Here is a 13,103-nt window from a genome sequence, read left to right on the forward strand (position 1 = left end):
ATGCAAGATGGTACTCTGGATCGTGTGGCGGAACTCTTGTTGGAACTGGAAGCAGTATTAATGTTTCTCCAACTACTAACACCACTTATTTTGTGAGATTTGAAGGAAGCTGTAACACTACCACTTGCGCTTCAACAACTGTTACGGTTAATTCACTTTCAACAGCCCCAACAAGTATTTCTGGGACAACAACTATTTGTAACGGCAATTCTACTACCTTAACTTTAAATGGTGGTTCGGCTGGTACGGGAGGTAATGCAAGATGGTACTCTGGCTCGTGTGGCGGAACTCTTGTTGGAATTGGAAGCAGTATTAATGTTTCTCCAACTACTAACACCACTTATTTTGTGAGATTTGAAGGAAGCTGTAACACTACCACTTGTGCATCAACGACTGTTAACGTAAACCCCAACCCAACGGCTAATGCAGGGGGTGCTTTGGCTCCAATTTGCCAAGGTGGTCAATCTGCTGCTATGGGAGGTTCTGTTGGTGGTGGAGCTACAGGTGGAACATGGACTGGTGGTGCTGGAACATGGACTAATGCTAACGATCCTGCTAATGCAAGCTATACTGCTAGCACAACAGAATCTGGGAACATCACTTTAACACTGACAACATCAGGGGGTGCTTGTGGTACTACTACGGTTACTAAAACGATAACGGTAAATCAAAACTCAACGGTTAATGCAGGGGGCACTTTGGCTCCAATTTGTCAAGGTAGCACATCTGCTGCTATGGGAGGTTCTGTTGGTGGCGGGGCTACTGGTGGAACATGGACTGGTGGTGCTGGAACATGGACTAACCCTAACGACCCTGCTAATGCAAGATATACTGCTAGCGCAACAGAATCTGGGAACATCACTTTAACACTGACAACATCAGGGGGTGTTTGTGGTACTACTACAGCTACTAAAACAATAACCATAAACCAAAACCCAACGGTTAATGCAGGGGGTGCTTTGACTCCAATTTGCCAAGGTGGTCAATCTGCTGCTATGGGAGGTTCTGTTGGTGATGGAGCAACAGGTGGAACATGGACTGGTGGGGCTGGAACATGGACTAACCCTAACGACCCTGCTAATGCAAGCTATACTGCTAGCGCAACAGAATCTGGGAACATCACTTTAACACTGACAACATCAGGGGGTTCTTGTGGTACTACTACGGCGACTAAAACATTAACTATAAACCCTTTACCAACCACCCCTACCATTCATTCAATAACTAATCCTACCTGTAGTGTTACAACTGGTAGTATCTCACTGACAGGACTCCCATCAGGTTCTTGGACCTTATACCAATCAGGAACTACAACCAATACTATAATTGGCTCAGGAAGCACCACTATTATTAACGGACTAGCTGTTGGAAGCTACACGTTTATGGTAAATAACGGAAATTGCGACTCAAATTCCAGCGTCACAGCGACCCTTAATAATGCACCAATAATTACCAACACATGGACGGGATCATGGGATAACGGCACACCTACTTTAGATCAAAAAATTGTTTTTGCCGAAGATTATAATGAAGATACGAATGTCAAAGGATGTTCTTGTAAAGTCACTCCTAACAAAAATGTAATTATTAAAACAGGACGCATCATGCAGATTGTTAATGATGTTGAAGTTATGGGAACCGGCTCATTAACTTTTGAGAACCATGCTAGTTTAGTTCAAATCAATAATAACGCTATCAATTCAGGAAATATTACCTATAACCGAACTACAGCATCTATCCTAAAAACAGATTATACTTACTGGTCTTCTCCAGTGGAGAACTTTACGCTTGGAGGCATAAAAGCCGGTACTTTGTATTATATGTTCAATGCCGCAGGGAATTCTTGGACAAGAGCGTATGCTTCAACAATTATGACTCCGGGTAATGGCTATATTGTTCGAGGAGAAGGTACTGGTTTTAATAGTGGCTCAGTAGTGGTAAATGCTCCATTTTTTGGAAAACCAAACAATGGCATCATCAGTACGCCAATTGTAGGTTCAAATGCTTCTAATCTCATTGGAAATCCTTACCCCTCTGCTATTGATGCCGATGCTTTTTTATATGCAAATGATACAGTTTTAGAAGGAACTTTGTATTTTTGGACACATGGAACTGCTATCCAATTGGCTTCAAATATCACTAATGGAACTGCTGGAAGTGGAAAATACGCCTATACTTCTGATGATTATGCTACTTATAATTACACTGGTGGCACAAGTGGTGTTAATGGTGTTATCGGCGCTGGCCAAGGTTTTATGGCTACAGGATTATCTGGAGGTTCGGCTACTTTCACCAACAGTATGCGTATAGGGCCAGCAGGTGAGTTATTAAATAATTCTTTCTTTTTCAAACCTGCCTCTAACAGCAAAACAGCTAAAACAGCTACTACTAGCAAAATGGAAAAAAATAGGGTTTGGCTTAATTTGAGTAACACTCAAGGAGCGTTCAAACAAGCCTTAATTGGCTACATTACTGGAGCTACCAATAATTATGATAGAGGGTATGACGGAATCAGTTATGACGGAAATAGTTTTATTGATTTTTATAGTATCAACCAAAACAATCCTTTGACTATTCAAGGCCGCGCTTTACCTTTTCAAGACAGCGATGTGGTACCTTTAGGATACAGCACTACGATAGAAGGAGAATTCAGTATTACTATCGACAAAGCGGATGGTTTTTTAAGCGAACAATCTATTTATTTGGAAGACAAAGTAACAAATACTACTCATAATTTAAAAATGAGTCCTTATACTTTTAAAACAACCAAAGGAACTTTTAATAATCGATTTGTACTCACATACAAACCTCAAAATACACTAGGAACGGATACGGTCGAAGAACTTAATAATACCTTAATCATTTCACAAAAGGATAATGTCATTAAAATTAATGCCTCTACCGAAACCATCTTGGAGGTTCGCTTGTTTGACATTACGGGTAAATTAATTTTTGAAAAAACAAAAATAGAGCAGCACGACTTATTAATAACGTCACTTACCGCTGCTGAACAAATGTTAATTGTCAAAGTGAAATTACAAAACGGACAAATAATTAATAAGAAGCTGATTTTTTAAGCTGATTTTTTTAATCCCTTCAAAAACATATGCCCCAATAGTCTTTATTTGGGGCATTTTTATTTGAATACCACCTCTTTCAACCTCGATTACGCATTGGAAAACGGGACTTTCTGCCTGAAAAAAACAATACGATGGTAATGATAATTAGAGTTAAAAAAGCTAAAAATCACCAAAAGTGGGTATTGTAAGAATAATCGTTTGATGCTATTTTTAAGTCTATCATTTAAAACGACTTACAAATGAAGATTCTATGTAATATTATCTCTATAGCATTATTTCCTTTCTCTATTTATAGTCAAATCATTTTCAAAAATGAGATAACCGATTTAAATCCAAGTCTTTCAAACCCTTATACCAATGGGCAAATTGTAGATCCTAACCTCAGTGTATCTGGAATAGGAAGAGGTTCGGGTATTAATGGAAACACCGGAGCAAATCGTTACAATGCTAGGGATTGGAATCTAATAGCACTGGATACAAATGACTATTTTGAATTTATTTTGACCCCAAATAATGGTTACCGGATGACTCTTTCATCATTAGAATTCAAAGCACAGGTTTCGGCTGTGGCGGGTCCCACATTTTTTGCCCTGAGATCTAGTTTAGACGGCTATGTTGCTAACATAAGCACTCCTTTGATTCTCGCTACAGGAACAGAAATAACTCCCACTCCTATTGACCTATCGAGTCCTCAATTTCAAGACCTCACCACGGCTATTCATTTTAGATTATATGCTTGGGGTGGCAGTAGTACTACGGGAACCTTTAGCATCAATGAATTTGCTTTTCATGGTAGCCTCAAGTGTGACGTACCTGTACCTCAAATTCAAAGTGTAATGCAACCCGATTGTAGCAGTCCTACAGGAAGTGTAACACTCACAAACCTACCGAACGGCACTTGGAACTTATTTCAAAATGATGTTTTAATACTATCCAACGGAACAGGTAACTCAACAACAGTATCATCACTCAATGCGGGTACACACCAATTTAAATTAGGAAATAATTATTGTCTTTCAAATGCCTCTAACAATGTAAGCATTATTTCAAATACCACTACTTGGGACGGCAATTCATGGTCTAATGGAACCCCAAACGGAACCAATCATCTGGTTTTTGAAGGTAATTACACCTCTACTTCACCGTTGGAATGTTGTAGTTGTAAAATCCATTCAGGGGATGTAATTTTTCAGAGTAATCATACTTTAAAAATCACAAATAATCTTAGTGTAACAGGAGGTAAACTGACTTTCAACAATCAAGCTAGTTTAGTTCAAATAAACGATAATGCAACAAACTTTGGTACTATTCACTACCAACGATTAACCACTCCTGTAAGTAACTTAGATTATACCTATTGGTCATCGCCTGTCACTGGATTTACAATTGGTTCCGTTTCTCCAAATACGCTTTCGGGCAAATGGTATTCCTACAATGCCACAGTTGACAATTGGAAACAAGAAAGCGCCAGCTCTATTATGGACAAAGGCATCGGCTATATCATCCGAGGCCCAGAACAAAACAAAGCTCCCAATAGCCCTAGCACACATTTAGCTACTTTTATAGGAACACCTAATAACGGCAATATCAACGTTCCTATTGTAGGAAATAATCGCTCTAATCTTGTTGGGAATCCTTATCCTAGCGCTATTGATGCAGATGCATTTATTCAAGCTAATACAGCCTTCATTGACGGTACGCTTTACTTTTGGACTCATAATACCTCCATTCAATTAGCCTCAAACATCACCAATGGAAGTGCTGGAACAGGTAAATACGCCTACACTTCTGATGATTATGCTACTTATAATTTATCTGGAGGGGTGGCTGCTATCCAAACACCTAATGTCTCTGGAGGAACTAATACCAACATTCCAAACGGAACCATTGGTGCGGGACAAGGTTTTTTTATTACAGGAATTACATCTGGAAACCTTATTTTTAATAATAGTATGAGATTAGATTCTGGAGGGAATTTTATGGATAATTCCCAATTTTTTAAATTCCAATCCACCTCAAAAAATAAGACTCCTGACAAAAATAGAATTTGGCTCAATCTAACCAATACTGAAGGCGCTTTCAAACAAATACTCGTTGGCTATATCAAAGGTGCTACTGATGAGTATGACAAAAATTTTGACGGCATCACCTTTGACAGCAATCCATATCTCGATTTTTATAGTCTTGTTGAAAACAAAAAACTGGTCATTCAAGGAAAAGCATTGCCTTATTTAGATCATGACAAAATTGCTTTGGGTTTTCGTACCGCTATAGCAGGAGAATTTATCATAAGTTTACCTCAATCCGATGGTGATTTTATATCAAAACCCGTCTATATTGAAGATAAACAAAACCAAATCACACATAATCTTAAAGACGGCGCTTATACCTTTACCACCGAAAAAGGAATTTTTGACAATCGGTTTCTATTGCATCACAACACTCCAAATTTATCTGAAACAATTATAAAAAAAGAATCTCAACCTATTATTATTTACACTAAAAACAGCAGTATCGTATTGAATTCAGCTAAAGAAAACATCAAAGAAGTTTCCTTATTGGATGTAGCTGGTACACTTTTACTAAATAAAAAAAACATCCATTCCCACTCTTATTCATGTAGCGAGCTTATCCCTAAAAATCAATTGCTTATTGCAAAAATTAAGCTAGCAAATCGCCAAACTATCACTAAAAAAATTATGTTTTGACATAAAAAAAATATCTAAAAAATAATGTGGTTTAATATTCATTACTCCTCAGAGCATAATACCCAACCACATTATTTTTCAGACATTCTTACGTTTAAAAAGTAGTTACTTTTTTAGAGATGCCTCTATGTTTCTTTCGATTTCATGCCCTGGTCGAGACCATTTTGGTTTTTCACCTAAAGGAGCAAATTGAGAGTCGGCTGCTTCTACCGTTTGCGGTTGTGAAACTTTAGTAAATGGTTTTTGTGGATTTAATCCTAACAATTCAAACATTTTCATATCTTCATCAACATCAGGATTAGGTGTAGTCAGCAATTTATCTCCTGCAAAAATTGAATTGGCACCGGCAAAGAAACACATCGCTTGTCCTTCTCTACTCATATTCATACGTCCTGCTGATAAGCGAACTTGAGTTTCTGGCATCACAATGCGAGTTGTTGCCACCATACGAATCATTTCCCAAATTTCAACTGGCTTTTCCTCTTCCATAGGAGTTCCTTCAACCGCGACTAAGGCATTGATTGGCACCGATTCGGGTTGTGGATTTAAAGTAGATAAAGCTACAAGCATTCCCGCTCTATCTTCGATACTTTCCCCCATTCCTATAATTCCTCCACTACAAACGGTAACATTTGTTTTACGCACGTTCTCTATAGTTTGGATTCGGTCTTCAAATGCTCTGGTTGATATTACCTCTTTATAATATTCCTCTGATGTATCTAGGTTGTGATTATAGGCATATAAGCCAGCTTCAGCTAAACGTTGCGCTTGGTTTTCAGTGATCATCCCCAAAGTACAACACACCTCCATATCTAATTTATTGATGGTACGCACCATTTCAAGTACTTGATCAAATTCTGGTCCGTCCTTAACATTACGCCAAGCAGCTCCCATACACACACGTGATGAACCACCTGATTTGGCACGTAATGCTTGTGCTTTTACTTGACTCACACTCATTAAATCATTGCCTTCAATATCCGTATGATAACGAGCGGCTTGAGGACAATACCCACAGTCTTCTGGACATCCACCTGTTTTTATAGACAATAATGTTGAAACCTGAACGACATTAGGATCATGATGCTCTCTATGAATCGTTGCTGCTTCGTATAGCAAATCCATCATAGGTTTGTTGTATATGGCTATAATTTCTTCTTTTGTCCAATTGTGTTTTGTGATACTCATCGATACGTTTTTTAAAGCTCCAAAAGTAGTCAAATTGTTCTAATGAAGCAATCTAAAATATGTAAAAGCGTAACGGAGTATTCCTTAAAGATTAATCAGTAGTCAAGCGATTGTTCCAAAACATCATTAACAACATGGTCACAATTACCGATGAAGCAATTCCTTCAAAAAGCAAACAAATAGAATAAGCCTCGATAGAAGGATTTCCTCCAAATAAAAAAGTTTTAGACAAGGAATGTACATAGGCATCACCTCCTTGGAGGTAACTATACACGATCAAACCAATTACACTCAAAACAACACCTATTACGGAAGTTATCATTGCGGAAGTAGCATTTTGAATAAATTTTCTTTTTCCTTCATTTAGGTTCATTTCGATGGTACGATTAACACCATAAAAAACAAAAATCACATTAAAAAGCCGTAAATAAAAAATATCAGCGTAACCTAACACGTTCATTAGCATAAAATATGCCGCTATACCGCTGAATATAACAGCACCATTTACTATTTCTTTTGAAACTTTCATTATGTTATTTTTTGAATACGACTTGTCAGCACACCACTAGCATAATGATATACTTTGAGAAGAGAAATAAAGACTTCATAATCAATTACTACAACCTAATTATGATGCTTATCTGAAACATATCGACTGTCCCATCGCAACATCAAAATAAAAGTAACAATAACAGCTGAAACGATTCCTTCAAAAAGCAACGAAATAGAATAGGTCATAATCGAAGGATTCCCACCAAACAATAACGTTTTAGACAACGTTTGAATATACTCATCTCCACCTTGCAGATAACTGTAAGCGATAAGTCCTGCTATACTCAAAAAAACACCGATAAGGGCTGTAAAAAGTGCCGAAATGGCATTTTCAGAAATATGCAACTTTCCTTCAGAGAAATTAGATTTTAAAGTTCTGTCTGCTCCGTAAAAAACAAACAAAATATTGAAGAAACGCAAGTAATACAAATTAGCTAATCCTGAAAACTCCATCAATAAAAAATAAAGTCCAATTCCGATAAAAATCAGAAAACCGTTTAAAAATTCTTTTGACATTTTCATCTGTTTAATTTTAAAAGTTAACAAATACTTCTTTGATAAACAATGGAATACATATCAAATTTACGTAAAAAAAACGTATTTAATGACAAACGGACTAGGAAATTCTTGTAATGATTACTGTAGGTTGCTAATATAACGTTCGGCTATTTTTTTATCGTTTTCAATCTGTTCTTTAAGTTGAAGAACCGAGTCAAATTTTTTCTCTGCACGGATGTAATGCAAAAAGGAAACGGCTATTTCTTGTCCATACAAATCGGCTTCAAAATTTAAATAATGCACTTCAATTGCCAATTCTGTTTCATCCATGGTTGGGTTGTACCCAATATTCATCAAGCCGTACACAGCATTCCCATCAAACATGCTCTTAACGATATAAACCCCGTTAAACGGAATCAATTTATAATCTTCTTTGATTTTCAAATTAGCAGTAGGAAAACCTAACGTTCTCCCTAATTGCTTCCCTTGGACCACCTTTCCAGTGATAAAATAGGCATATCCTAAATAGTTATTGGCCAGTTCAATATCGCCTTCTCCTATCGCTTTTCTTATTTTGGTAGAACTTACCGATATCGCATTTAGTTCCTGTACCGATATTTGCTCCACTTCAAAACCATATTTGGCACCAAAACCAATTAAATCATCAATATTTGCCGTTCTATTTCTTCCAAAACGATGGTCATAACCAATGATTATTTTATGGATTCTGAATTGATTGACTAAAATAGTGGTAACAAATTCTTCAGCAGTTAATCTCGAAAAACTTTCATCAAAGGGATGAATAACTAGATTTTCAATTCCTATTTCTTCCAGCAATTTTATTTTTTCGGGAATGGTATTGAGCAATTTAATCTCTGATTTTTGCTGAAGAACCATTCTTGGATGTGGAAAAAAAGTCAATACAAGACTTTCAAATTCTTTATTTTTGGTACTCTGGATTAGTTTATCTAATATTTTTTTATGTCCTATATGAACCCCATCAAAGGTACCCAAGGTCAATATTGTTTTCTTAGAGGAACTAAAATCTTTTATAGAGTCAAAAATCTTCAAGGCTATTATTTTTCGGTTCTGCAAATTTATAGTATCTATTTTAATTGTGGTCGTTTCCTCAATTGATTTTGGCTATTTTTTATAAAGCTTTTCTAGTTTTTAGTTAAAGAAAAAAATATTTTACTATTTCTCATCTGCTTTCTAATTAAATTAAGGGCAAATCAAAAGTTTTAAATATAAAACACTTATTTTTGACACTATATATCTGTTTTTTATTATGAAAAAATACGCCTTCCTTTTATTATTCTTCATAGGTTATTTGACATCTTTTTCACAAAACAACAACCCTTGGACTAGAATCAACAACACTCCAAACACCATTTATAATAAAAACACACAAAACAATACTACCCAACCACCCTTGTTATTTTCCCTTGATTTAGAAACATTCAAACAATCTTTAACTAAACTAAATTCAAAAACGGCTAAAACGGCTTCGATTGAAATTAGCATCCCCAACACCGAAGGAGTTTTGGAAAGCTATGCGATTCAAGAATCCTCAAATTTTGAACCTGAATTACAAGCCAAATATCCAGAAATTAGAGCTTACCAAGGCACTGGTTTAACAGACAAGAATGCCAAACTGCACTTTAGTCTTTCACCAAAAGGAATTCAAACTATCGTTTTAAGAACGGGAGCCGTATCTGAATTTATTGAAGCTTATCCTGAGGATAAAACCAAATACATTATATTTTCTTCAAAAGAAAGAGACAAAGGAAGCCTTCCTTTTGTTTGTAAAACCGAAGACATCAACTTAAACAAACAACTTTTAAATCAAACTGCCAAACTCACCGCCAACAATTCAGTTTTTAAAACCTTACGATTGGCTTTGTCATGTACTGGTGAATACACAGCTTATCATGGGAATACCAAAGCAGGAGCACTAGCTGGCATGAATGCCACAATGACTAGAGTAAACGCCATATTTAATAGAGATTTAGCCGTTAAATTAAATATTATCGCTAATAATGATTTAATCATCTATACGAATGCCGCAACCGACCCCTACTCAAACTCCAATTCATTAGAAAATTGGGCACTTGAACTCCAAAACACCTTAACTGCTGTCATAACCAATAACGGTTATGATATTGGTCATTTATTTGGAGCCTCTGGAGGAGGTGGAAACGCCAGTTGTATTGGTTGTGTTTGCGTTAATCCCACAACACAAAATCCTTATGGAAAAGGAAGTGGTTACACTTCGCCTAGTAACGGAAAACCAGAAGGAGAAACATTTGACATCGATTTTGTTGCTCATGAAATGGGGCATCAATTAGGAGGAAACCATACGTTTTCATATGAAATAGAAGGTACTGGCGTAAGTGTAGAACCTGGCAGTGGCTCTACGATAATGGGATATGCAGGCGTTACCGATGATTACGATATTCAATCCAATTCTAACAGTTATTTTGCTTATGCAAGTATTTTACAAATACAAACCAATCTAGCTACTAAATCCTGTCCCGTTTCAACTACGATTACCAATAACAATTCCCCACAAGTAAGTGCAGGTGCGGACTATACCATTCCTAAAAGCACCCCTTTTATACTAAAAGGCACAGCAACAGATGCCGATGGTGACACACTTACTTATACCTGGGAACAAAACGACTCAGCAAGCACCGCTAATCACGAAAACAGTTTAGCAATTCCTACTAAAACGAATGGCCCTTTATTTAGATCTCTACCTCCTAGCAGTAGTCCCATCCGGTATATGCCTAATTATGAAAATGTATTAGCCAATAAACTTACAAGCACATGGGAATCCGTATCATCAGTGGGACGAAACCTTCGTTTTGTGTTTACCGCCCGAGATAATGCTGCACAAGGGAGCGCACAAACCAATTCAGACGAAATGATTGTAACGGTTAGCAATACTACAGGTCCATTTTCAATAAGCTCACAAAATACCGAAAACATCACGTGGTCACAAGGAAATACTGAAACTATTAGCTGGACAGTTAACAACACAAATACTTTACCTGGTTCAGCAACAGTAAATATCAAACTTTCGATAGACGGAGGATTAACTTTTCCTATCACTTTAGCAACCAACACTCCTAATGACGGAAATGAAACAATCACCGTACCTAACCTTACTGAAAAAAACTGTCGCTTATTAATAGAACCTACAAACAATATCTATTATGCTTTAAATAGCCAAACTTTCTCAATTGGATATTCAGTAGATTACACTTGCAATACCTACACTTTCTCAGCTCCCTTTTCTATCCCAGAAAGAAGTTCATATACTACCCGTACCATTGCGCATCCCGCAACCGCAGGTATCGTTTCGGATGTAAATTTTAATGTAAATCTAACCCACGCATTTTTATCGGACATACAAATGGATGTGGTAAGCCCCAATGGCACTATTGTAAAACTTTTTGAAAGAAGTTGTAGTGATACCAATGGCACATTAGCATTAACTTATGATGATTCAGGTTCCGATTTAAGTTGTGGATTGAGTACTACTCAAACCATTACCCCTTACGGCACACTCTCCTCTTTTAATGGAGAAAGCCCCGAAGGCAATTGGACTTTTAGAATACGTGATGCTTATCCTGACGACACTGGCACACTCAATACAGCCTCTGTAACGATTTGTACAAAGACTTATACATTAAAAGAACCCAACTTTAGAATACTGAATTTTGCCTTATATAAAAACCCTAACAATGGCAAGTTTAAAGTATCCTTTGAAAGCGATTCAACCAACACAATCAATATCCAGATTCATGATATTAGCGGAAAAAGAATTTTGGAAAAAGAATTTCCTAAAACTTTTCAATTTCTGGAAGAAATAGAAATCCCAAATGCACAAGCTGGAATTTATTTTTTTCAACTCTCCAGTGGCGAGAAAAAAATAATTCAAAAAATTATTGTTTACTAACATTAATGAAGCTGTCTCCACTTTTTTGTGAGACGGCTTTTTTTTGAGATTTTATACCCAAAAATTTCCATTTACCACTCCATTGCTTCAAAAGAATCTACAACGAGGCAATTGCACTTACATGGTAATGTTATCGTGTATTGATTATTTGTCAAAATCCTAACTAAATAAACAAACCAATATGAAAGGTGTCTAGTCCTGAAAAAGTGATACAGGATTAATAATAAATAAAAGTACAATTTTTAGACAGTAGTAAGCATAGGTTTACTACTGTTTTTTGTTTTATAAGTTCTCATTTTGATTTTGTTTTGTTTATGCATCTGATTGGGTGTAAGCATGTAATTAGAATAATGAGGTCTGATTTCATTATAGATATTAATAGCTTCCTTTATAACTTTTTGCATGATTTTTATTTTTTGATTGTATTTATCAATCTTAAATTCCTGTTTTAAAATACCATTAACCCTTTCTGCTACTGCATTTTCATAAGGGTCCGAATTTTGCGTCATGCTACATACAACTTTATTTTTATCAAGCTGTTTTTGGTATTCATGGGCACAATATTGGATACCTCTGTCAGAATGATGTATCAACGGTAAGTTTTTGTTATTTCTGTGTTTAAGAGCCATTTTTAAAGCTTTCAAACTGCTTTCCGTATTCATATTGTCAGCAACATAATACCCCATAATCTTTTTAGAATAAGCATCTGTTACCAAACTTAAATAACATGGATTATCTCTTTTTCCGATATAGGTTATATCAGATACCCAAACCTGTTCAGGCCTGTTAATTTGTAAATCTAAAATCTGATTTTGATGTTTTCTAAATCGATGATGTGAATTAGTTGTTACATGATAACTTCGTTTAGGCTGTATTAATAAATGATTAGCTCTGAGTATATCAAAGAATTTATCTCTTCCTATTTTCATTAGTTGAAGTTTATCCAGCAGAAGATAATATAGTTTTCTTGTGCCTACTCTAGGCATTATCGCTCTGATATCATTTACCATTGAAATTATTTCTTTGGCTTTGCTTTGTTTGGATGCTCTTCTTCTAATTTTTCGATAATAAACCTGTCTGTCTATCCCGAACAAATAACAGGTAAACGCTACT

General features: G+C 36.2%; 8 protein-coding genes. 3 read left to right on the plus strand and 5 right to left on the minus strand.

The window, feature by feature from the left end; genetic code table 11:
• Both K5R64_RS13625 and K5R64_RS13630 read left to right on the plus strand, forming a co-directional pair.
• On the plus strand, positions 1–3,077 hold a 3,077-nt coding region (locus K5R64_RS13625), incomplete at its 5' end, for a T9SS sorting signal type C domain-containing protein (protein ID WP_220764207.1).
• Positions 3,078–3,319: 242 nt separating this feature from the next.
• Positions 3,320–5,788 (plus strand): T9SS sorting signal type C domain-containing protein, encoded by a 2,469-nt coding sequence (locus K5R64_RS13630; RefSeq protein ID WP_220764208.1) that lies wholly within the window; start codon positions 3,320–3,322, stop codon positions 5,786–5,788.
• A gap of 105 nt (positions 5,789–5,893) precedes the next feature.
• On the opposite strand, the gene bioB is transcribed toward K5R64_RS13630, so the two are convergent.
• The 4 genes from bioB to K5R64_RS13650 all read right to left on the minus strand — a co-directional run bounded on the left by bioB (position 5,894) and on the right by K5R64_RS13650 (position 9,097).
• Positions 5,894–6,976, minus strand: coding sequence for a biotin synthase BioB (gene bioB, locus K5R64_RS13635; protein ID WP_220764209.1), 1,083 nt, complete (start codon positions 6,974–6,976; stop codon positions 5,894–5,896).
• A gap of 91 nt (positions 6,977–7,067) precedes the next feature.
• Positions 7,068–7,505, minus strand: a complete 438-nt coding sequence (locus K5R64_RS13640; protein WP_220764210.1) for a hypothetical protein — start codon at positions 7,503–7,505, stop codon at positions 7,068–7,070.
• A gap of 95 nt (positions 7,506–7,600) precedes the next feature.
• Entirely contained in the window at positions 7,601–8,044 is a 444-nt protein-coding gene (locus K5R64_RS13645) for a hypothetical protein (protein ID WP_308443162.1), read from the minus strand.
• A 120-nt stretch (positions 8,045–8,164) separates the two neighbouring features.
• Positions 8,165–9,097, minus strand: coding sequence for a bifunctional riboflavin kinase/FAD synthetase (locus K5R64_RS13650; protein WP_220764213.1), 933 nt, complete (start codon positions 9,095–9,097; stop codon positions 8,165–8,167).
• A gap of 217 nt (positions 9,098–9,314) precedes the next feature.
• Here K5R64_RS13650 and K5R64_RS13655 point away from each other — a divergent pair, with 217 nt between their 5' ends.
• Complete coding sequence (locus K5R64_RS13655; protein ID WP_220764216.1) at positions 9,315–11,990, plus strand: reprolysin-like metallopeptidase; 2,676 nt, start codon at positions 9,315–9,317, stop codon at positions 11,988–11,990.
• 242 nt (positions 11,991–12,232) lie between these two features.
• Here K5R64_RS13655 and K5R64_RS13660 read toward each other — a convergent pair.
• Positions 12,233–13,103: IS3 family transposase (locus K5R64_RS13660; protein WP_220764217.1), on the minus strand; the 871-nt coding region annotated here is incomplete at its 5' end.

Origin of the sequence: Flavobacterium sp. UMI-01, from assembly GCF_019656315.1 — a bacterium.
In the GTDB taxonomy this organism is placed as follows: Bacteria; Bacteroidota; Bacteroidia; order Flavobacteriales; family Flavobacteriaceae; genus Flavobacterium.

What these genes read in the sequence shown, in the direction of transcription:
- K5R64_RS13630 (WP_220764208.1), top strand. Translation starts at nt 3,320, where the DNA reads ATGAAGATTCTATGTAATATTATCTCTATAGCATTATTTCCTTTCTCT.
- K5R64_RS13655 (WP_220764216.1), top strand. Translation starts at nt 9,315, where the DNA reads ATGAAAAAATACGCCTTCCTTTTATTATTCTTCATAGGTTATTTGACA.
- bioB (WP_220764209.1), bottom strand. Translation starts at nt 6,976, where the DNA reads ATGAGTATCACAAAACACAATTGGACAAAAGAAGAAATTATAGCCATA.
- K5R64_RS13640 (WP_220764210.1), bottom strand. Translation starts at nt 7,505, where the DNA reads ATGAAAGTTTCAAAAGAAATAGTAAATGGTGCTGTTATATTCAGCGGT.
- K5R64_RS13645 (WP_308443162.1), bottom strand. Translation starts at nt 8,044, where the DNA reads ATGTCAAAAGAATTTTTAAACGGTTTTCTGATTTTTATCGGAATTGGA.